The organism is Planomonospora antibiotica (assembly GCF_014647955.1).
Taxonomy (GTDB): domain Bacteria; phylum Actinomycetota; class Actinomycetes; order Streptosporangiales; family Streptosporangiaceae; genus Planomonospora; species Planomonospora parontospora.
On the sequence record NZ_BMQE01000020.1, the window covers coordinates 100473 to 120703 of the forward strand.

Here is a 20231-nt window from a genome sequence, read left to right on the forward strand (position 1 = left end):
GAGCCGTGGTGGGTCGACGTGCGGCCGTCCCGGGCCCCGCGGTCAGACCGGCATGTCTCCGACGACCCTCCGGGGCACCGCCGACAGGGCGGCGGTCTGGCCCTCCGACTGGGCCGGGACCATGAGGGTCACCTGGACCTCGTCGGAGAGGGAGACACCGCCGGGAGCCGGTCCGGCGGGCTCGACGGGTCCGCGGGAGAGGGGGTCCCGCAGTGCGCCGAAGCTCTCCGCCATCGCCCGGAAGGTCGGGCACGGCCAGCGCCACATGCAGCTCCGGCAGCGCAGGATCGGGTGCGCCGCGTCGCTGGTGATGCCGCCCGCGTCCCGGGGCTGGTGCAGGTCCAGGAGCCGGATCCCGAGTTCGGCGAAGTCGAGCAGCTCCTGGCGGGCTCCCTCCAGGAAGTCGAGGTCGTCGCTCGTGAGGCGCGTCCGGATGGGGACGAAGCCCTCGCGGTTCACCAGGCCGCGGAGGGAGTGGGTCGCGTCCTGCCACGAGGTGGACCTGGTGGCGCGCGTGATGGTGGACTCCAGGCGCGTGCGGAGCAGTTGGCGCTGGGGGTCCTCAGGAAGATCGTTGTTCATCGAAGATGCTGGGCCCGTTTCTACTCGTCGTCCGTCGTCGACTTGGTGCAGCGACGGTCGGGAGGTTCCGGGCCTCCCCCCTTTCCGGCCGAGCCGGTGTTGCACGCTGTCAAGCTTCGCGCACCGAGGGTTCGCGTGAGGGGAGAACGGGTGACAAAGGGCCGGGATCGATAGCCCCGACAGGCAAAACCTTGAACAGGACACCCCCTTGGAGCGTAGAACGTGACCCGGGGCTCCGTCGCCGCTAGTGTGCCCGCTGTGGAGCTAAAAGTCTCAACTCGATCTCATGGTGGCCACACAATCGTGACCATTGTCGGAGAAATCGACCTATATACCGCGCCTCGCCTGCAGTCCGAGTTCGATCGGCTGCTGGACGAGAGCGCCGCCGCCTTCATGGTCGTCGACATGTCCGGCGTGGAGTTCTGCGACTCCACCGGCATGAACGTCCTGTTGTCCGCGCTCAAACGGCTGCGCGAGCAGGGAGGGGTCCTGGAGATGGCCGGGCCTCGCCCCGCCGTCCGTAAGATTCTTCAGGTCACCGGTCTCGATTCGGTGTTCACCGTCCACGAGGCGGTGCCCGAGGAACTGCTGGCGGCCGAGCCGCAGGCGTGAGCCGCCTCGCGGGGCCCGGAACGGAGGGCCGCGCGCACGCGGCGACCGGCGGACGAGGCGACCTGCGGAAGAGGGCGGCATGACCGGCACAGCAGTGATCATTCCGGCCAAGGACGAGGCCGACCGGATCGGTGCCACCGTGGCCGCCGGCCGGGCGCTGCCCGGGGTGGACCTGGTCGTCGTCGTGGACGACGGCTCGGCCGACCGGACCGGCAGGGTGGCCAGGGCCGCCGGAGCCCGCGTCGTACGGCACAGCCGCAACCGGGGCAAGGCCGCCGCGATGGAGAGCGGTGCGGAGGTCGTGCGGCTGTTCGACGAGGAGCGGGGCGGGCCCCCGCGGCACCTGCTGTTCCTGGACGCCGACCTGGGGGAGACCGCGCACACGGCCGCGCCCCTGATCGAGCCGGTCGCAGCGGGTGAGGCGGACATGACCATCGCCGTCTTCGTCACCCGGGTCAAGCTGGGGGGCCACGGGTTCGTGGTCCGGCTCGCGCGTGACGGCATCGAGCGCGCCACCGGCTGGACGCCCACCCAGCCGCTCAACGGCCAGCGCTGCCTGACCCGGGCCGCCTTCGAGGCCGCCCGGCCGCTGGCGCGCGGTTTCGGCGTGGAGACGGGTCTCACGATCGACCTGCTCCGCCGGGGTTTCCGGGTCCGCGAGGTCGAGGTGGAGATGTCCCACCGGGCCACCGGCACCGACTGGCGGGCCCAGCTCCACCGGACCCGGCAGTTCCGCGACGTCGCCCGCGCCCTCCTGGCCCGCAGGGCGCTGCACGTGTGAGCTCCGTCGCCGCGGGCGCTGTACGTCTGAGCCTCGTCGCCGGGGCCGCCGCGGGCACTGCGGCGGGTGTGCTGGAATTTGCGGGTGACTCAGGACACGGCGGTGGCCGGCGGACCCGTACGGCACGGCCCGCGTGACGCGCTGGGCGTGTTCGCCCCGGTGGCGATCGGGCTCTCGGCCGGGCTGACCGTCCTGATCGGCCTGCTGGGGCCCTCGGCCATGGTGCCGGGCCTGTCCGGCCCCTCCTGGCACCCGCCGTACTCCCTGGACGCCGGGCCGGACGGCCACCTGGTGATCGCCCTGGCCGCTGCGGCGATCGTGCTGGGCGGGACCGGCCTGGCCGCGGCCCTGCGGTCGCGGTGGCGGCCGGATCCGCGGCTGCTGCTCGGGGCCGGGTCCGCCGTGGCCGCCCTGCTGGCCTTCCTGCCGCCGTCGGGCTCGGCCGACCACCTGAACTACGCCGCCTACGGACGGCTGGCCGCTCTGGGCCGTGATCCGTACGCCGTCACGCCCGCGGCGCTCCCCGGCGACCCGGTCGCCGGGGCCGTCGAGGAGTGGGCCGGGGTGACGAGCGTCTACGGCCCGGTCGCGACGGCGGTGCAGGCGCTGGCGAGCCTGGCCGGGGGCGACTCGGTCCGGTTGACCGTCTTCGGGATGGCGCTGTTCAACGCCGCGGCCTTCATCGGGACCGGGCTGCTGCTGCACCGCCTGACCGCCGCCGACGCGGACCTTCAGCGGCGGGCGGCGCTGCTCTGGACGGCCAACCCGTTGATGATCTACCACCTGTCCGCCGGGATGCACGTCGACACCATGGCCGTGGCCTGCATGGTCGCCGCGCTGCTCGCCTTCTCGTCGCTGCGGGGCGCGGCCGGGGGCGCGACGTCGGGGGTGCTGCTGGGGCTGGGGATCGGGGTCAAGCTCAACGCCGGGCTGGTCGCGCTCGGGCCCGCCTGGGAACTGCGCCGCCGGCCCGGCAGGCTCGTCCTGGTGGCCGGTACGGCGACGGCCACGGTGGCGGCGGTCTACGGGATCGCCGGGCCGCACGTGCTCGACCAGGTGGGCGCGGCCAGCCGGAAGGTCTCTCTCGGCACCCCGTGGCAGCCGGTGAAGCTCGCCCTCCAGTCGCTGTTCGGACCGGGCGCGTACGCGGTCTGGATCCAGGCAGGGTCGGTGCTCCTGCTGGCGGTCCTGGCCTGGCTGGTGTTCCGGGCCGTGCCGGGCGGCCCGATCAGCCCGATCAGCCCGATCGGCGCGGGCGGCGCGGTTCCGGCGGGCGGCCTGCGTCCCCCGGCACCTCCGGTCCCGCCGTCGCCGTCGGCCTCGGCGCCGGTCCTGCGGCCGGTTCCGCCGGCGGTCCCGGCCCCGCTGGTGGCGGCGGTGATCGTCGTGGCCTGGCTGTTCGCCGCGCCGTACGCGCTGCCCTGGTACGACGGCCTGGCCTTCGCGCTGCTGGCGGCGGCGCCCTCCTGGCCGGCCCTGGAGGGGTTCGTGGTGGCCAGGACGGCGATCCTCTCGCTCGGCTACCTGCCGGCCCGGGAGGCGCTCCGCCCCGACGACCTGCTCTGGCTGAAGACCGTCGTCAGGCAGCAGGCGGTGCCGTGGTCCCTGCTGGCTCTGACGGCCGCTCTGCTGTGGTGGGCGGCGCGAGCCGGAGCGCGCGCACGCAGGCGGCCAGTGTGAGCGGCACCGCTACCGTGAGGGCCATGGCCGGGATGGCGATGCCGGAGTCGTTCATCAGGAACCCGATGAGCGCGCACGTCAGCGCGCCGATCAGGCCGGCCCGCAGCGCCGGGGCGAGGGCGTAGGCCCGTCCCAGCGCGGGGGCGCCCCAGCGGGAGGGGCGGTCCAGCACCAGGAAGAGGAAGGCCAGCGCGACCAGCGTGAGCAGGGTCAGCGACCAGTTGCCGACCGTGACCCCGACCATCGCGGTGAACTTGCGGGCGATCACCGTCCCGGCCTCGCCGTCCAGCACCTGCTGGACGAACGCGCCGAGGTGGGTGCGCTGCCCGGCGGGGCGGAGCCGGTCGGCGACGGCGATCGCGGTGATCAGGCCGATCCCGGCCAGCCCGACCAGGCCGAGCCGGACCGCCGAGACCCGGCGGCCCGAGAGCAGGATCAGGAAGACGGCCAGCCCGGTCAGGAACGCCGGGACCCCGCCGAAGTCGGCCCCCCAGCCCGGCCAGCCGTCCGCGAAGACCGCCAGCCCGCCGTACAGCGCGCAGACCGGCAGGGCGAGCCCGCGGCGTCCCCGGGACGTCAGCCACTGGGCGACTCCGGCCAGGGCCAGGATCGTCCCGGCGGAGTAGACGGCGAAGGCGATGTTGCCGAAGCCGTAGAAGCGCCCGCCGGCGACCGGCTCGTACCCGGTGACGGCGTTGACCTGGAGCGTCGAGCCGGTCATCACGTCGGCCAGCAGGGTGAGCGAGGTGATCCCGGCGACCACGGCGGGCGGGCCCAGCACGTGCGACCGCCAGGGCCCGGCGAGCGCGAGCGCGGCGACGGCGCAGGCGATGCCGAGGATGGTCAGCACCACCCCGGCCATCGGGACCGGGAACGCCCACCAGGGCACCAGCTGGGCGAGGAAGGTGGCGACCGCGATCGACCCGCTGACGGCGGCGACGGCCCGGACCGCGGCCAGCGCCCGCGCGCCGCCCCAGCCCCGGCGGATCGCGGCGGCGGCCAGCAGGTAGAAGAGGATCTGCACCGCCACGAAACCGCCGAAGAACGGGCCGCGGACCCGGTTCACCACCCGGCTGGCCAGGTTCTCGCGGGCCAGGTCCGCCACGACGGCCCCGGTGGCGTCCCCCGGGGCGTCTCCGTCGCCTCCGGCGGCTCCGGCGTCCGGGGCGGGGTCCCCTCCTGTCCAAGGGCGGCCGACGACCGTCTTCGGCGTCTCCAGCCCCAGCAGGGCGATCGCGGTGGCGGTCAGGTCGGTGGTGGTGACCAGGCCGTTCTGGCGGGTGGAGGCGGCGGTGAGGTAGCCGCGGGGGTACGGCGAGCCGTCCGGCGACGGGCCGGAGGCGATCGCCACGTGCAGGTGGGCCACGTCGGAGGCGTCGGACAGGCCGCCGAGCAGGAGCGTGGAGTCCGGGGGGAGGCGGTCGAGGACGGCGCCGACCTGCCGGTCGATCCCGGCCACGGCCTCGCGCCTGACCCCGTCCGCCGGCGCGGCGGGCACGCCGTGATCGCCGTCGCCGTCGCCGTCGCCGTCGTCGCCCGCGCCGCGCTTGAGCCAGGCGCGGGTGAGGTCCCCGGCCTCGATGACGACGAGCCGGTACGGGGTCAGCTCACCCAGCTGCTCCACCGTCTCCGCGTATACGGCGACTTTCCCGGACTTGTCGGCGGCCCCGAGGGCGGCCCCCGGCCCGGCCGCCGCAACCTTCCCTCCGGCGTCGGCGACGAGCTGCCCGAGCTGCCCGAGCACCGGCTTGTAGGAGGTGTCCGCGTTGAAGGCGACCAGTTCCGCCCAGCCCGGCACGCTCGCGCCCTCGCCGGAGACCTGCGGGACCGGAGGCGGGGAGCAGCCCGGGGCGGACGTGCCCGCCCGCTGCCCCGCCGAGGCCGTCAGCCAGCCCTCCACCGGGCAGATGAAGCCCCGTCCCCTGGGCGGGTTGGCCCGGGTGGACAGCGAGGCCGCCCCGCCGGAGCCGGTGAGCCGCCACAGGTTCGGCGTCCGCACCGGGTCCAGATCGCTCCAGAGCAGCCCCGGCGCCCCGACGACCACGACCCGGGCGGGCGGCCCCCCGCCGGTGACCCGGACGGAGGCGCCGGCCGTACCGGCTCCCGGCAGGACCGCGAGAACCGCGGCCAGAAGCAGGAGGGCCAGGAGCGGCCTCCGGGAGTGGACGGTCCGGTGCGGTGTGCGGCGTCCGCGTGCCGGGCCCGTCCGGTCTCCGCCCCGTTCGCGTGCTGGGCCCATCCGGTCTCCCCCTCGTTCCTTCTCCGTCGGCGGCCGGTTCCCGCGTCACGGTAACCTGCCTGGTCGTGAGGACCGACGAGGCGACCGAGACCAGGCGGCCGATCCGGGCGTGGCTGCCGGTGCCGGTGCTCATCGCGCTGGCGGCGGCCCCGCTGGTGCTCCACTGGCTGGGCAACGTCGACGACCAGCGCCTGGTCGATCTGGACGTTTACCGTACCGGCGGGGAGATGGTGCTGGCCGGGCGGCCGGTCTACGACTTCGCCACGCCCGCGCCGCAGCTGCTCCCGTTCACCTACCCGCCGATCGCGGCGCTGCTGGCCACGCCGCTGGCGGCGATGTCGTGGCCGGCGGCGCAGTGGGTCTGGACGGCCGGGATCTTCGCCACGCTCATGGTCACCGTCTGGTACGGCTTCCGCGCCGTGTGGGAGCGCCTGGACCGCGCCCGGCCCGTTCCCGGGGCGCGGTGGACGCCGCCGCGGTCGCTCTGGACGCCGCTGGCGTTCGCGTTCCTGACGGTCGCCTGCACCTACCTGATGCCGATCAGGGACCAGGTCCGGTTCGGCCAGGTGGACATCCTGCTGGTCGCGCTCTGCCTGGCCGACTGCGCGGCGCGGCGGCCGGCCTGGCCGCGCGGCATGCTCATCGGCCTGGCCACCGCGGTCAAGCTCACCCCCGGGGTCTTCCTGATCTACCTGCTGGTCACCGGCTTCGGCCCGGGGGCCCGCCCCGAGCAGCGCCGGGCCCTCTTCATGGCCGCGTTCACCGCCGGGTTGCTGACCCTGCTGCCGTTCGCGGTGATCCCGGCCGACGCCGCCGACTTCTGGTTCCGCGCGCTGCTCGACCCCGAGCGGCTCGGCTCCAACGCGGCGACCACCAACCAGTCGATGCGCGGCATGCTCATCCGGCTCTACCTGCCCGACGCGCCGACGAGCCTGCTCTGGCTGGCGCTCGTGGCGGCGGTCGGCTGGTACGGCTTCCGCCGGGCGCGCGCGGCGCTGCTGGATGGCGACGCGATGACCGCCGTCGCCCTGACCGGCCTGATGGCCGTGCTGCTCTCCCCGGTGGCCTGGATCCACCACCTGGCCTGGGTCGTCGTGGTGCTCGGCGCGATCGCCGGAGACGGGCGGGACCCGGTGCGGATCCGGGTGGCCGCCGGGGTCTGGCTCTACTACGTGGTGCCGATCCCCTGGTGGGGGGTGGCGCTGAAGGCGGCGGAGATCCCGGTGCTCAGCCCGGTGCTGGGCAAGCTCGTGCAGAACGCGTTCGGGCTCGGCGCGCTGGCCCTGGTCTGGCTGCTCGGATCCTGGCTGCCGAGGCGACGTGCGACTTTCCGTACTTTTCAGGCGTCGGATGTGGAATTCTCCCCACGGTTCCGGACGGCCGCCGGATAGCCTGGGAGCATGCTGAAACTCGCCTACCTGGGACCCGAGGGCACCTTCGCCGAGGAGGCCCTGCGGATCCTGGCGCCGGAAGCCGAGCGCCTGCCGAGCGCCAACGTCAGCGCGGCGCTCGACGCCGCCCGGCGGGGCGAGGCGGACGGCGCCGTCGTCCCGCTGGAGAACTCCATCGAGGGCGGCATCGCGACCACCCTGGACGAGCTCGCCCGGAGCGAGCCGCTGCTCATCACCGCCGAGCTGCTGCTGCCCGTCGAGTTCTCCCTCCTGGCCAGGCCCGGCAAGGAGATCGGCGACATCAAGCGGGTCATCTCCCACCCGGCGGCCCTCACCCAGTGCCGCGGTTACATCGCCCGCGAACTGCCCGACGCCGTGCCGGTCTCCGCCCCGTCCACCGCCGGCGCGGCCCAGGAGGTCGCGCTGCCGGGCTCGCCGTACGACGCGGCCATCGCCGCGCGCATCGCCGGGGAGCACTACGGCCTGGTCGAGCTCGCCGGGGGGATCGGCGACCGCTCCGACACCGTGACCCGGTTCGTCCGGGTCTCCCGGCCCGCCCCGCCGCCCGCTCCGACCGGCTCCGACCGCACCTCCCTGGTGGCCTTCCTCTCCGACGACCACCCGGGCGCGCTGCTGGAGATGCTGACGGAGTTCTCCGTGCGCGGGGTCAACCTGACCCGGATCGAGTCGCGGCCCACCGGCGACGGCATCGGCCGCTACTTCTTCCACTTCGACTTCGAGGGCCACATCGCCGACGCCCGGGTCGGTGAGGCGGTCTCCGGCCTCCACCGGGTCTGCGAAGGCGTGCGCTTCCTCGGCAGCTACCCGCGCGCCGACGGCCTCGCACCGCAGATCAGGCGCGGTACGGCCGACGCCGACTTCGACGAGGCGTCGGGCTGGCTGTCCAGGATCAGGGGCGGGCAGGTCTAGCGGGCCCGCGCCCTCCGGGGGCCTTCCCGGGCGTTCCCAGGCCTTCCGGGGGCCTTCCCCGTGTCGAAAGACCCGCTGGACACTCCTTATCCGTGTGCGGGCCCGAACCGCTCATCTGTAGCCTGGGTCTGTGATTGACCTGCGTACCCTTCGTGAGGATCCCGACCGGCTACGGGCGTCGCAGCGCGCCCGCGGCGAGGACGACTCCGTCGTCGACACGCTGCTCGACCTCGACGGGCGCCGCCGCTCCGCGCTGGCGTCGTTCGAGTCGCTGCGCGCCGAGCAGAAGAACATGGGCAAGCTGGTGTCCAAGGCCTCCGGCGAGGAGAAGGCGGAGCTGCTGGGCCGCGCCAAGGACCTCGCCGCGCAGGTCAAGTCCCTGGAGGCCGAGGCCGAGAAGCTGGCCGGCGAGCTCGACGCGGTCCTGCAGACGGTGCCGAACATCGTCGACCAGGACGCCCCGCACGGCGGCGAGGACGACTACGTCGTGCTGGAGGAGGTCGGCGAGCGGCGCACGTTCGACTTCGAGCCCAGGGACCACCTGGAGCTGGGCGAGCTGCTCGGCGCCATCGACATGGAGCGCGGCGCCAAGGTCTCGGGCTCGCGGTTCTTCTTCCTCAAGGGCGTCGGCGCCCGCCTCCAGCTGGGGCTGCTCAACATGGCCATGCAGCAGGCGGTCGAGGCCGGGTTCGTCCCGATGATCACGCCTGTCCTGGTGAAGCCCGAGGCGATGCAGGGCACCGGCTTCCACGTGGCCCACGACAAGGAGATCTACCGCCTGCCCGACGACGACCTCTACCTGGTCGGCACGTCGGAGGTGCCGCTGGCGGCCTACCACGCCGACGAGATCCTCGACGCGGGCGAGCTGCCGCTGCGCTACGCCGGCTGGTCGTCGTGCTTCCGCCGGGAGGCCGGCTCGTACGGCAAGGACACCCGGGGCATCATCCGCGTGCACCAGTTCGACAAGGTCGAGATGTTCTCCTACTGCCGCCCGGAGGAGGCGGGGGAGGAGCACCTGCGCCTGCTCGCCTGGGAAAAGGAGATGCTCGCCAAGATCGAGGTTCCCTACCGCGTCATCGACACGGCCGCGGGCGACCTCGGCACCTCGGCCGCCCGCAAGTTCGACTGCGAGGCCTGGATCCCCACCCAGGGCCGCTACCGCGAGCTGACCTCGACCTCCAACTGCACCGACTTCCAGGCCCGCCGCCTGGGGGTGCGCTTCCGCGACTCCGGGGGAAAGCCGCAGCACGCCGCCACGCTGAACGGCACCCTGGCCACCACCCGCTGGATCGTCGCCATCCTGGAGAACCACCAGCAGGCCGACGGCTCGGTCGTGATCCCCGAGGCGCTGCGCCCCCACGTCGGCCTCGACGTCCTGGAGCCGGCCAAGTAGGGCCCGCCGACGAGGCCTCCAAGTAGGCCCGCCGACGAGGCCTCACCGGTGAGGATCCGGCTCCGCCGGGTCCTCGCCTCCTTTCCGGGACCGGATCCCTCCCTCCTCCGGCGGGTTCCATCCCTCTCGGGCGGGACTCCTCCCGCCTTTCCAGCCGACCAGCACCGACGCCGCCACACCGGCGATCGCGGTGAGCCAGGAGATCAGCACGGCCGTCGAGTAGCGGAGAGAGGAGACCGTCGTCGCTCACGCCCACGGCGGCGACGAAGAAGCCGACCGCCGCGAGAACATAGGCGGTCGCCGCAGGGCCGTCCTCGTCCAGGCCGCCACGCCGGGCCGTGGCGACTCCGGCCAGGAACACGAACAGCCCCGCGAACAGCCCCATGACGTACTCCCTGGTCAGGCTCACGTTCGCCGCGTGCAGCGGGGCGGCCCCCTCCGCGGAGAAACCCCCGGCGGAGAAGCCGAACCGCCGCCAGCCACCGTTCACGTCCAGCACGGCGATGCCGTCGCTGCCGTTCGCCGCGACCACCACGTGGCCGTCCGCGACCGGATGCACCACGATGGCCTGGGACCCCTTCCACGCCCCCGGCCCCAGGTGCTCCGCCGCGGTGCGTTCGAGCAGCTCTTCACGCCCCTCCGAGACCTCCCAGACCGTGGTCCAGGTCCTTCCGCCGTCACGGGACTCGTCCACGGCCAGACGGGGCGGGACGACGCGGTAGCAGTGCGCGGGGTCCCCCGGGACGCAGCTCAGGGTCACCCGGGACGGCCGGTCCGACGGCGTCGAAGTCGACTCGGGAGTGGGCGTAGGCGACGGGGGCCGGATCCAGGTACGGCCTCCGTCCCGGGAGACGACCGGGCCGTCGCCGTGACCGCTGAGGACGGTGATCACCTCACCGTCGCTGAAGACCGCGTGGGCTTGCGGGTGCAGGTCCGCCTGGCCGGTGGCGGTCACGGCGACGAGGGCGACGGGGACGATGACGAGCGTGCGGGCCCGCCGTACGGCGTGCTCGGTACGGCTGCGCCGGTGGACGGCCCAGGCGGCGGTGAGGGCCGGCAGGGCGACGAGGTCGGTGGGGTCGGCCAGGACGAGGGAGGGGCCGACGAGCAGGGTCCAGACCTGGGAGGCGAGGACGGGCGGAGGGCCTGGGAAGCACGAAGGCGAGGCCCGCCCAGGGCGAGCCTCGCCTTCACCTCCTGTTCCGGGGAGCCCGCCACTGGAATGAGACGGGACCCCGGAACGGGATCTAGTGCTGTCTAGGTCTGATTGTGTGGTTCAGACGGCCTGCCGAGTCAGATGGCGCGGACCTGGGAGGCCTGCGGGCCCTTCTGACCCTGCGTGATCTCGAACTCGACCCGCTGGCCGTCCTCGAGGCTCCGGTAGCCGTTGCCGACGATCTCGGAGAAGTGAACGAACACGTCCGGCGCACCGCCGTCCGGTGCGATGAAGCCGAAGCCCTTTTCAGCGTTGAACCACTTGACGGTTCCCTGAGCCATTAAAGCTCTCCCTCAGGATTTGAAACTTTGGGATTCACACCTCGTGAACCCCAGTGTGTCGTACAGCGGGGCCCCGGGTGGCTCAGACTTGCAAGTTCTGGTTATGCACTACGGGATCAGCTAATACAACGCCATCATATCTAACACCATCCCGCCTGTGGGTGTTCCCTCGATCAGGAAGATTCCTCCTCCGGACGGTCCCGGCGCTGGCGCGCCGGGGCGCACCGTGCAGACTGGGATCTGTTATGGGAAGACCCCGGCTCGTCGCCACCGACCTCGACGGCACCGCCCTCCGCTCCGACGGCACCGTCTCGTCCCGCACCGCCGCCGCGTTCGCCCGGGTGGAGGGGGCGGGCGCCACCCTGGTCTTCGTGACCGGCCGCCCGCCACGCTGGATGCACACCGTGGCGGGAGCCGTACGACACAGAGGCCTGGCCATATGTGCGAACGGTGCCCTGGTCTACGACCTCCACACCGAGAAAATCGTAAAATCACGCCTAATCCAGCCAGACGTGCTGGAAGAGGTCGTCGGGAGGCTCCGGGAAAAGGTGCCTGACCTGTCGTTCTCCGTGGAATACGAGGGCGGGTTCGCCCACGAGTCGGACTTCCGTCTCGGCGGGTGGGACCGGAAGGCGGTCGGCGGGCTGTCCGTCGCCGCCGACACCCTCACCTCGCGGCCGTGCGCCAAACTCCTGGCCCTGCACCCCGGGATGGACCCCGACCTCCTCCACGAGGCGGTCTGCGGGCTGGTCGGCGACCGGGTCACGCCCACCCACTCCAGCGGCCGGGCCCTGATCGAGATGAGCGCGCACGGGGTGACGAAGGCCTCGGCGCTCGCCGAGCTGGCGGAGACGCAGGGCATCGGGCCCGCAGAGGTGGTCGCCTTCGGCGACATGCCCAACGACCTGCCGATGCTGCGGTGGGCCGGGACCTCCTACGCCGTCGCCAACGCCCATCCCGCGGTCCTGGCCGCGGTCGACCACGTGGCGTCCGCCAACGACGAGGACGGGGTCGCGCGAGTCCTGGAGGACCTCTTCCGGTAGTCCCTCTTCCGGTGGTCCCGCTTCCGGTGGTCCCGCTTCCGGTGGTCCCGCACGGCGCGCGGCCTGCTCCCGGTACGCCGGGCAGGCCGCGCGCCGTGCGGGGATCAGATAGGAGCGGTGGTCACAGGTAGGGGCCGGAACTGGACTGGTGGGGACCGTCCTGGTGGAGCCCGGCGCCACCGGGCAGCGCCCGGCGCATGTTCTCCAGCTGGGCGCGGGCGGCCATCTGCTGCGCGAACAGCGTGGTCTGGATCCCGTGGAACAGGCCTTCCAGCCAGCCGACCAGCTGCGCGTGGGCGACCCTGAGCTCCGCGTCGCTCGGCGGGGCGCCGTTCTCCTCGGTGAACGGAAGCGACAGCCGTTCGAGCTCCTCGACCAGCTCCGGGGCCAGGCCGTCCTCGAGCTCCTTGATGGAGCTCTGGTGGATCTCCTTGAGCCGCTTGCGGCTCGCCTCGTCCAGAGGAGCCGCGCGGACCTCCTCGAGGAGCTGGCGGATCATGCTGCCGATGCGCATCACCTTGGCAGGCTGCTCGACCAGATCGGTGATCGACCGCTCGTCGCCGCCGTCCTCCTTGGGCTGGAGGCCCTGGGAACCCACGACGACCACGTGCGGAGTGCTCTCCTCAGCGTTCATAGTCTCAACCTACTAGCAGGATTTTCCCGACGTGCTCTCCGGACTCCAGGAGCCGGTGGGCCTCGGCGGCGTCGCTCATCGGCACCCGCGCGTGCACCACCGGGCGGATCGCGCCGGCGTCGAGCAACGGCCAGACGTTGTCCACGACGCCGCGCACGATGACGCCCTTCTCGTCGACCGGCCGGGCCCGCAGCGTGGTGCCGTGCACCGAGGCCCGCTTGGTGAGCAGCGCCCCCAGGTCGAGCTCGCCCCGGGTCCCGCCCTGCATCCCGATCACCACGAGCCGGCCGCCGGTCTTGAGGGCCCTGACGTTCTGCGCGAGGTATCCGCCACCGATGATGTCGAGGATCACGTCGGCCCGGACTTTCTCCGAGAAGTCCTCCTCGCGGTAGTCGATCCCCTCGTCCGCGCCGAGCTCCAGGCAGCGGGCGATCTTCTCCGGCGAGCCCGCGGTGACGACGACGTGCGAGCCGAACGCCTTCGCCAGCTGTACGGCGAGCGTGCCGATCCCGCTGGCGCCGCCGTGGACGAGGAGCGTCTCGCCCTTGCGGAGGCGCGCGGTCATGAAGACGTTGGACCAGACCGTGCACGCCACCTCGGGCAGCCCGGCCGCCTCGACCAGGTCGACCCCCTCCGGGACGCGCATGACCTGCTGCCACGGAACCGCCACCCGCTCGGCGTATCCGCCGCCTGTCAGCAGTGCGCACACCCGGTCGCCCGGCCTGAACCCCTCGACATCCGATCCGACCTCGGCGACGACTCCGGAGCACTCCAGCCCGGGATACGGCGAGGCGCCGGGGGGAGGGGAGTAGAGTCCCTGCCGTTGCAGGACGTCAGCGCGGTTGACCGCGGAGGCGGCCACGTCGATGATGACATCGCCCCGTTCCGGTCGGGGGTCCGGAACCTGCCGCCAAGCGAGGACTTCCGGTCCACCAGGTTTGTCGATCACGATGGCGTGCATGTAACTCACGCTACCGGGAGAGCCAACTCGGTGGTTGCCTGCATCGGAGAGAACACGGGGCGTTAATCTTCAATGTGTTTGCTGCCCCTTTAGCCCATCCCGAGGGGGAACACGGTGGCAAGACACGATCGTGAGGAATCTCTCGAGGAACAGCTCGCCTGGCTCGATGCGATCAAGGAGCAGGAGGAGGTGCCGCCCGTCGTGGTGACCGCACAGGTCACCGCCACGATGGATGACGCCGTCATTTCGCCGTACCCGCAGGACCCGTGGAGCCTGGTGCCCGCGGAGACCGATGCGGTCCCGTCGCCGCTGTTCCGCACCGCCGCCGATCCGGACCACGCTCCCTCGGCTCCCTCGGCCGCCGACACGGCCCCGAAGGCCGGGGACGCCCCGGCGGACCGGTCGGCCGAGGAGGCGGACGCCGCGGAGTGGACCGAGGCGGCCGAGGCGGTGAGCTCCTTCACGCTGCCCCCCGCGCCCTCCCCCGAGGACAACGACGGCTTCCTGGCCCCGCTGAAGCCGCTGCCCCGTCCCGACTCCGACCCGGCCCCGGTCCTCGGCTCCGGCTCCGGTTCCGGGGACACGTACGCGCTGGGCGCCTTCGGTGACCCGGAGCAGGAGTCGTCCCGGGGTCTCTTCGAGGAGCCCCGGCGCTCCGAGGATCCGGCGGAGTCCTCCTCGACGGGGTCCGTGGAGACGCCCGCGTCCGAGACCGGGCACTTCGGTTTCCGCAGTGGTGAGTCGGACACGGGCCGTTTCGGCTTCGGTGGCGGGTCGTCCGAGAGCGGGGATTTCGGCAGCGGTGGCAGGCCGGCCGAGGCCGGGGACTTCGGGTTCGGCGGTGGGTCGTCCGAGACCGGACGTTTCGCGTTCGGTGACGGTGGGTCGTCCGAGACCGGACGTTCGGGGTTCGGCGGCGGTGGGTCGTCCGAGACCGGACGTTCGGGGTTCGGCGGCGGTGAGTCGGACACGGGCCGTTTCGGCTTCGGTGGCGGGTCGTCCGAGAGCGGCCGCCTCGATTTCAGCGGCGACTTCAGCGGCGACGGCGAATCCGACCGGCCGGCCTTCGGCGGCGGCGAGTCCGAGACCCGGCGCCTCGGTTCCGGCGGTGGGAGCCCCGACTCCGACCGGTTCACCTTCGGCGGTGCCGACACGGAAGGCGACCGGTTCACCCGGGGGGACACCGACCCCGGCCACGGCCGTTCCGGCGCGCAGGCCGGAGAACCGCTCACCCCCATGAAGCCGTTCAGGCCCGAGCCCTCCGGGTCCTTCCCCGCCGCCGAGCATCCCGACCCCTTCCAGGCGTCCGATTCCTCCGGTTCCGTGCAGGCTCCCGGTTCCTTCGGCGCCGGCCGTTCCGACTCCGCGGTCCCGGACGCCCAGGAACGCCCCTTCGGGTCCGGCGGATTCGCCTCCGACCTCTCCGGTACCGCCGCGGCCTTCGGCCGGACCGGCGAGGATCTGGGGCCCGACGACGACACCGCGTTCGTCTCCGGCCGCAGGACGCCCCTCGCCCCCGATCGGGACAGGGCCTCCGACCGGGACAGGGCCTCCGACCGGGACACGGCCTCCGCATCCACTCAGGACACGCCGTTCAGAGCCGCGGGGGACACCGCGTTCACCCCGGACCGGGACACGGCGGCCTTCACCTCCTCCGACCGGGGGTTCGCCTCCGACCGGGAGACGGCCGAGCCGGTGCGCGAGCCGTACCAGCCGCGCCGCCGCCAGCCGAGCCCGCCGCCCGCGTTCAGTTCCCCGGCCCGGCAGCAGGGCGCGGGGGGTGCCAGGCCGTCGGCCGACAGCCTGGATCCGGAGTCCCTGCTCCGGGGCCGTCGCAACGGGCCCTCCGGGGGATGGCGGAAGCTGGTCTTCAAGGCGTCGGCGGGGCTGATCAGGCCGGGCGAGTCCCCGGAGGTCCGCCGCCGCCGTGAGCTGATCACCCGTGCCCGGACCCCCGTCGCCACCGGCCACCACCGCGTCGCCGTACTCAGCCTGAAGGGCGGTGTCGGCAAGACCACGACCACGGTCGGCCTCGGCGCCACCCTCGCTCAGGCCCGCGGCGACCGGGTGATCGCGGTCGACGCCAACCCGGACCGCGGCACCCTGTCGGACAAGCTGGAGCTGGAGACGGCGGCCACCGTCCGCGACCTGCTGAACGAGCGCGGCCAGATCAAGCGCTACGTCGACATCCGGGCCTTCACCTCGCAGGCCCCGTCGCGCCTGGAGATCCTCGCCTCCGACCGCGACCCGTCGGTGTCGGAGGCCTTCAGCGCGTCCGACTACCAGGCGGTGGCGCAGGTCCTGGAGAACTTCTACTCGATCTGCATCACCGACTGCGGCACCGGTCTGCTCCACTCGGCGATGTCCGGCGTCCTCGGCCTGGCCGACCAGCTCGTCCTGGTCAGCTCCCCGTCCGTGGACGGCGCCAGGGCGGCCTCGGCCACCCTGGACTGGCTGGAGGCCCACCACTACGAGGATCTCGTCCGCTCCGCCACGGTGGTGCTGTGCAGCGTCCGGCCCCGGTCGAAGTCCACCGTGGACCTCGACCGCCTGGAAGCCCACTTCGCCGCCCGCTGCCGCGCGGTCGTCCGGGTCCCCTACGACCCCCACCTCGAAGAGGGCGCCGAGATCGACCTCGAAAGGCTCCAGCCCGCCACCCGCGACGCCTACCTGCGCCTGGCGGCCTCGGTGGGCGACGGCTTCGCCGCCCCGCAGTCCTGAGATCCGCTCCGGCGGCGTCTCTCCCGCCGGTGTCCCGTCCGATCACGTCTCACTTGATGATCCGGACGAGACACCGGCGGGGCGGGGCCGTGAGAGACTATGGTGCAATCCGGTGCGTCCGTCGGACGGGCCGGTGAGGAGAGCTCGCCTAGTGGACGATGGCGGCGGTCTTGAAAACCGCTAGGGCCGGTGACGGTCCTCGTGGGTTCGAATCCCACGCTCTCCGCTGACCTTGAGAAACGGCGTCTGACCAGGACTTCTGTCCGGGTGGGGCGCCGTTGATCGTTTCGGGGGTGTGCAGCCGTGTGTCGCTCTGAGCCGCCGCATGTCGCTGGTCGTGGGATATCCGTGGGATGGAACCGGCCGCGTTCGACCAGGTCAGACCGGGCGGTGGCGGGAGTCCTTCACGTGCCTCCAGGCGATCTTCGCGTGTCTCCCCCAGGAGGCAGCCCCGAAGATCAGGAAGACGGGGCCGAAGACGTACTCCATCCAGCCGTCATGGGTGATAAGGCGGCTGCCGGAGCCGGCGTGCCTTGCGGCGGTCGTGGGTGGCCAGCGCGGCCCATACGGCCAGGTAGATCGTCACGAACATGACGACTCCGCTGATCAGTGGAGCGAGGAAGAACAGGAACTCGATCCCGGACGGAGTCAGGGGGGATACGAGCTCACCGGAGATATCGGGAGACTCAGGGGACATGAGGTGCTCGCAGTTCGCTGGACGGGGTCACGGGCCGCTCTTACCTTCGACCGCGGCGACGTGCGGCTGAGTCTTCCCATGAAGAGGCACTTCGTTCAGTGGAGAAGAAGGGGGTCCCGGGACGATCGGGACCCTCTCGCCGTAACTTGTCGACTCACGCCGCCAATGCATCCTCGATCCGCCGGTTGGCGATCTCCGTGCCGCCGTCGATGCACTTGGCGTAGACCTTGAGCAGCACGTCCACCCCGTGTCCCGCTCGCTCCGCCACGTCGGGGGCCGCCACCCCGGCGTTGAGCCGGAGCGAGACGGCCGCGTGCCGCAGGTCGTACGGCCGTACCGCCAGGGGTGAGGCGACCTGTTCGGGGGCCAACGCCAGGTGCCGGGCCGCCTTCCACGCCTCGCAGTAGGTCCCGATGGAGATCACGCCACCGAGTGAGGTCCGGAACAGGCGCCCGTCCTCGTGGACGCCGAACTCGTCAAGGCGGCGGCGCGGCGCGCCGTCGCACGGCCCAGCGTCGCGGACCCCGGCCGCGCATGCGGCCTGGGGACCGGTCACGGCCGGGGCCGCACTCGGGCCGCGCATCGACCGCCGACCCCGCCGTACCCCACCAACTCCCCGCACGTGGGCCGCACCGCCGCACACGGTCCAAGACACTCCGCCCCGAGCCGATGTACCCTCACCGTGCATACCGCGCGCATAGCTGAGGAGCGGCTTTGACTCCCACCGGAGCAGACGACAAGCCCCTTGACTTCTCCTTCGGCGAGTTCCTCCTCTACTTCGCCTATGAAGCCGTGCACAGCGTCGCCGTTACCGTGGCGGTAACCCTCCGGCGCTTCTCACCCGTCCAGCGAGGACCTGGACTACGGGATGATCGCCGTCCAGAAGAGCCGGCTTCATGGTGGCTGGGAGAGGAGCCTGACCGTCTTGTCCGCCACGGCGCAGACAACCCACAGGCCCCGACCCGAACCGTGATGCCGCACTGACACGATGCCCCGACCCGACCTCAGCGAGCCCGAATACCTCCGCCACATCGAGCACCTGGCCCGCGAGATCGTCAACGTCGCGAGCGCCGAAGGATGGCTCACCTACGCCGAAGACCCCGCCGAGGCCACCCTCCTCCAACGAGCGGTGAACGAGACAGCCCGCCAACTCCGCCACTACCACTTCGACGGAGACGGATGCCTCGACGAGGAACGTCCGTTCCTGCGCCTCGCCGGAATCGTCCTCCTGCGGCCGGATGCCGTTCCCCTCGGCATCGAGGAAAGCTACCCCGAGATCTGCGCCCGCCTCGGGGTCGAGGCAAAGCCCGAAGGCTGGGCGGTCTGGAACACCTGGGCCTCAGACGGCCAGAGCCTCTCGATCGTCCTAGCCGGCTCCGAGGGAACCGAAGGCCTGCTCATGAACTGGGCACGGGGAATCGAGGTCTACCCGCTCGCCCCACTGCCGGCCCAAGTCGTGTTGACCCGGCAGGGATGGCTCACCCCGATGACTCTGTCGCCGCGGAGCGCCCGCAGGCTGGGAGTCATCCAGCCTGCGAGCTGGAAAGCACCGGCGAACCCCGAGACCTCCGGCGGGGGCACTCCGGCTCCGGGATGATCACCACGGGCGTGCCCATCGTCGCCGGCTTGTCAGTGGCTGAGGTGGGAGCCTGCTCACCCCGTCCGCCGTCGACCCGGGACAAGCCGAGCGGAGCAGGGCCAGGCGGTCAAGGTCGTTCGTCCGGCGGGGCGCTCCACCTTGACCGCCTGGCCCTGCTCCGCTTCCCCTGCGGGCGGGTCGAGGGCAGACGGGATGAGCAGGCGGGCGAAGCGTGCGCGTCCGCGCAGGTAAGACCAGATCACGGACTGATCGCCGTGCAATTAGCGTGCAATTAGACAGGGTAACGAGGGGTCAGCCACGGTCACTCACGACCGGCCGAACGCCCAGCTCAGCCGCTCTACGAGGCGTGATCGATGCACTTCTCAAGCTGACAGCGCACAGACAACGAGCGAAGGCGTCACCCCCTCTGCCATGATCACCGCGATACGGCTTCCAGGAAGGCAGGCGAATGGGCAGCGCCACGGCAACGACCTATGAATGGCTCTGCGAGGAGTTCACCGACGGCACTGACGAGACCTGGCTCTGCGCCGGCTTCGTGCGAGACCTGTCCCCTCGGGAAGCCCTGCGGCGCATCCACGTCGCCCCGGGCTCTCTGAGCGATTCAGGACAGGGCGTCGCGGCCTACGCGGCCAGCGGCGGAACCGTCCTGATCGAATACGGCTGGGCGAGAACCGTCTACGACAAGACCCGTCTGCTGTCCGCAGGCACCGCCGCAGCCTCGGTCTACATGAACATCAAGAACGACGGCTTCACCTACTGCGTCGACAGCCGACGGATCACCACGTTCAGCCTGTACGCCTACTCCCTTCGGAAGGGGGCCGACCCCGACCGGCTCCATCCGGACGCCGAGGACCTCGGCATGGACATCGACGGCGACCAGTTCGGTTTCCCCGACGATCCCGTCTCCAGCGCTCTGGCCCTTGCCGAACGCGCCACAGGCGTCCACCTGTCTCCCGCCCGTTTCGCCCGCCCGGCTCTGATCGGATCCACCGATCACATTTACCCCATGGCCGCTGACGCCCTTGGTTCATGAAGATCCGGAACATGCGCGGAACGATCCCAGCCCTTCATGCCCGATACGGCGCGGAACATCAGGTCACGGCACCATACCCCGCATAGGAAGCCCTCCTCTTTTAATCCGCAGGTTTCCGGGTCGGAATGCTTTCTGCGACACAGGGCGGTGACGGTCTCCGGTGCTATCCAGCATCCTCGGCGTCGTGCCCGATCGCCTACGGCAAGCCGTACCCATGCGGGGAGGCGCGGCGCAATGCCGGAGACCGTCTCGATGAGAATATCGCCGTGCCCGTCGTGTGCCCGATGGGGCAAGGTCTTCCAGGCGCCGACCACCAGTGAGATCGGGACAAACAAGAACCAGCCGACCTCCAGGCCCGTGATCGCATCCAAGCGCAGGCCTCGTTGTTTCACCGCAGCGGCCAGCTGATCTTGCGCCTGTGATGTCGCTTTGATCCC

The 20231-nt window shown here is 72.0% G+C and carries 18 protein-coding genes and 1 tRNA gene; 11 read left to right on the forward strand and 8 right to left on the reverse strand.

Translation table 11 applies throughout. The annotated features are described in order from the left end of the window. Positions 1 to 42: 42 nt before the first annotated feature. Entirely contained in the window at positions 43 to 582 is a 540-nt protein-coding gene (locus IEZ06_RS19465) for a hypothetical protein (RefSeq protein ID WP_229798384.1), read from the reverse strand. Positions 583 to 840: 258 nt separating this feature from the next. Between IEZ06_RS19465 and IEZ06_RS19470 the strand changes: the two genes are divergently transcribed. The 3 genes from IEZ06_RS19470 (at position 841) to mptB (ending at position 3655) form a co-directional block, all read left to right on the forward strand. Next, positions 841 to 1194, forward strand: coding sequence for an STAS domain-containing protein (locus IEZ06_RS19470; protein WP_189238124.1), 354 nt, complete (start codon positions 841 to 843; stop codon positions 1192 to 1194). 79 nt (positions 1195 to 1273) lie between these two features. Beyond that, complete coding sequence (locus IEZ06_RS19475) at positions 1274 to 1975, forward strand: glycosyltransferase (protein ID WP_189238125.1); 702 nt, start codon at positions 1274 to 1276, stop codon at positions 1973 to 1975. Between the two features lie 84 nt (positions 1976 to 2059). After that, a complete protein-coding gene (gene mptB / locus IEZ06_RS19480; protein WP_229798386.1) occupies positions 2060 to 3655 on the forward strand; it encodes a polyprenol phosphomannose-dependent alpha 1,6 mannosyltransferase MptB in 1596 nt (531 codons plus the stop codon). Here the strand turns inward: mptB and IEZ06_RS19485 are convergent. Further along, positions 3555 to 5894 (reverse strand): hypothetical protein, encoded by a 2340-nt coding sequence (locus IEZ06_RS19485; RefSeq protein ID WP_229798389.1) that lies wholly within the window; start codon positions 5892 to 5894, stop codon positions 3555 to 3557. The two genes, mptB and IEZ06_RS19485, sit on opposite strands and share 101 nt — an antisense overlap. 65 nt (positions 5895 to 5959) lie before the next feature. On the opposite strand from IEZ06_RS19485, the gene IEZ06_RS19490 reads away from it, so the two are divergent. From IEZ06_RS19490 to serS, 3 genes are all read left to right on the forward strand, one after another. Then, positions 5960 to 7285, forward strand: a complete 1326-nt coding sequence (locus tag IEZ06_RS19490; RefSeq protein ID WP_189238126.1) for a glycosyltransferase 87 family protein — start codon at positions 5960 to 5962, stop codon at positions 7283 to 7285. Between the two features lie 9 nt (positions 7286 to 7294). Next, the gene (gene pheA / locus IEZ06_RS19495) at positions 7295 to 8215 is read left to right on the forward strand and encodes a prephenate dehydratase (RefSeq protein ID WP_189238127.1); all 921 of its coding nucleotides are present in this window, start codon (positions 7295 to 7297) and stop codon (positions 8213 to 8215) included. Positions 8216 to 8345: 130 nt separating this feature from the next. Next, the gene (serS, locus tag IEZ06_RS19500; protein WP_189238128.1) at positions 8346 to 9608 is read left to right on the forward strand and encodes a serine--tRNA ligase; all 1263 of its coding nucleotides are present in this window, start codon (positions 8346 to 8348) and stop codon (positions 9606 to 9608) included. A 1293-nt stretch (positions 9609 to 10901) separates the two neighbouring features. On the opposite strand, the gene IEZ06_RS19505 is transcribed toward serS, so the two are convergent. Continuing rightward, on the reverse strand, positions 10902 to 11105 hold the full coding sequence (locus tag IEZ06_RS19505) for a cold-shock protein (protein WP_043619750.1): 204 nt from the start codon (positions 11103 to 11105) through the stop codon (positions 10902 to 10904). 245 nt (positions 11106 to 11350) lie between these two features. On the opposite strand from IEZ06_RS19505, the gene IEZ06_RS19510 reads away from it, so the two are divergent. Then, positions 11351 to 12148: an HAD family hydrolase gene (locus IEZ06_RS19510; RefSeq protein ID WP_189238129.1), complete on the forward strand. Its 798-nt coding sequence runs from the start codon at positions 11351 to 11353 to the stop codon at positions 12146 to 12148. A gap of 121 nt (positions 12149 to 12269) precedes the next feature. Here IEZ06_RS19510 and IEZ06_RS19515 read toward each other — a convergent pair whose 3' ends face one another. After that, on the reverse strand, positions 12270 to 12782 hold the full coding sequence (locus IEZ06_RS19515; RefSeq protein ID WP_189238130.1) for a bacterial proteasome activator family protein: 513 nt from the start codon (positions 12780 to 12782) through the stop codon (positions 12270 to 12272). Positions 12783 to 12786: 4 nt separating this feature from the next. Then, complete coding sequence (locus tag IEZ06_RS19520; RefSeq protein WP_189238131.1) at positions 12787 to 13743, reverse strand: NAD(P)H-quinone oxidoreductase; 957 nt, start codon at positions 13741 to 13743, stop codon at positions 12787 to 12789. A 114-nt stretch (positions 13744 to 13857) separates the two neighbouring features. Between IEZ06_RS19520 and IEZ06_RS36455 the strand changes: the two genes are divergently transcribed. Both IEZ06_RS36455 and IEZ06_RS19530 read left to right on the forward strand, forming a co-directional pair. After that, complete coding sequence (locus IEZ06_RS36455; RefSeq protein WP_229798391.1) at positions 13858 to 16464, forward strand: MinD/ParA family ATP-binding protein; 2607 nt, start codon at positions 13858 to 13860, stop codon at positions 16462 to 16464. A 137-nt stretch (positions 16465 to 16601) separates the two neighbouring features. Continuing rightward, positions 16602 to 16690 (forward strand) — tRNA-Ser (locus IEZ06_RS19530). 270 nt (positions 16691 to 16960) lie between these two features. Here the strand turns inward: IEZ06_RS19530 and IEZ06_RS19535 are convergent. Both IEZ06_RS19535 and IEZ06_RS19540 read right to left on the reverse strand, forming a co-directional pair. After that, entirely contained in the window at positions 16961 to 17161 is a 201-nt protein-coding gene (locus tag IEZ06_RS19535) for a hypothetical protein (RefSeq protein ID WP_189238132.1), read from the reverse strand. 154 nt (positions 17162 to 17315) lie between these two features. Continuing rightward, entirely contained in the window at positions 17316 to 17585 is a 270-nt protein-coding gene (locus IEZ06_RS19540) for a site-specific integrase (protein WP_307811710.1), read from the reverse strand. Between the two features lie 564 nt (positions 17586 to 18149). Here IEZ06_RS19540 and IEZ06_RS19545 point away from each other — a divergent pair. Then, positions 18150 to 18758: a hypothetical protein gene (locus IEZ06_RS19545; protein ID WP_189238133.1), complete on the forward strand. Its 609-nt coding sequence runs from the start codon at positions 18150 to 18152 to the stop codon at positions 18756 to 18758. 451 nt (positions 18759 to 19209) lie between these two features. After that, positions 19210 to 19794 (forward strand): DUF6461 domain-containing protein, encoded by a 585-nt coding sequence (locus IEZ06_RS19550; RefSeq protein WP_189238134.1) that lies wholly within the window; start codon positions 19210 to 19212, stop codon positions 19792 to 19794. On the opposite strand, the gene IEZ06_RS36460 is transcribed toward IEZ06_RS19550, so the two are convergent. Then, a partial coding sequence (locus IEZ06_RS36460; RefSeq protein ID WP_229798393.1) for a hypothetical protein occupies positions 19761 to 20231 on the reverse strand: 471 nt, incomplete at its 5' end. The two genes, IEZ06_RS19550 and IEZ06_RS36460, sit on opposite strands and share 34 nt — an antisense overlap.

Excerpts from the sequence above, each read along its gene's own strand:
- IEZ06_RS19510 (WP_189238129.1), top strand. The coding sequence starts at position 11,351 with ATGGGAAGACCCCGGCTCGTCGCCACCGACCTCGACGGCACCGCCCTC.
- IEZ06_RS19465 (WP_229798384.1), bottom strand. The coding sequence starts at position 582 with ATGAACAACGATCTTCCTGAGGACCCCCAGCGCCAACTGCTCCGCACG.
- IEZ06_RS19535 (WP_189238132.1), bottom strand. The coding sequence starts at position 17,161 with ATGTCCCCTGAGTCTCCCGATATCTCCGGTGAGCTCGTATCCCCCCTG.
- pheA (WP_189238127.1), top strand. The coding sequence starts at position 7,295 with ATGCTGAAACTCGCCTACCTGGGACCCGAGGGCACCTTCGCCGAGGAG.
- IEZ06_RS19520 (WP_189238131.1), bottom strand. The coding sequence starts at position 13,743 with ATGCACGCCATCGTGATCGACAAACCTGGTGGACCGGAAGTCCTCGCT.
- IEZ06_RS19545 (WP_189238133.1), top strand. The coding sequence starts at position 18,150 with ATGCCCCGACCCGACCTCAGCGAGCCCGAATACCTCCGCCACATCGAG.
- IEZ06_RS19505 (WP_043619750.1), bottom strand. The coding sequence starts at position 11,105 with ATGGCTCAGGGAACCGTCAAGTGGTTCAACGCTGAAAAGGGCTTCGGC.
- IEZ06_RS19475 (WP_189238125.1), top strand. The coding sequence starts at position 1,274 with ATGACCGGCACAGCAGTGATCATTCCGGCCAAGGACGAGGCCGACCGG.
- IEZ06_RS19550 (WP_189238134.1), top strand. The coding sequence starts at position 19,210 with ATGGGCAGCGCCACGGCAACGACCTATGAATGGCTCTGCGAGGAGTTC.
- IEZ06_RS19485 (WP_229798389.1), bottom strand. The coding sequence starts at position 5,894 with ATGGGCCCAGCACGCGAACGGGGCGGAGACCGGACGGGCCCGGCACGC.
- IEZ06_RS19515 (WP_189238130.1), bottom strand. The coding sequence starts at position 12,782 with ATGAACGCTGAGGAGAGCACTCCGCACGTGGTCGTCGTGGGTTCCCAG.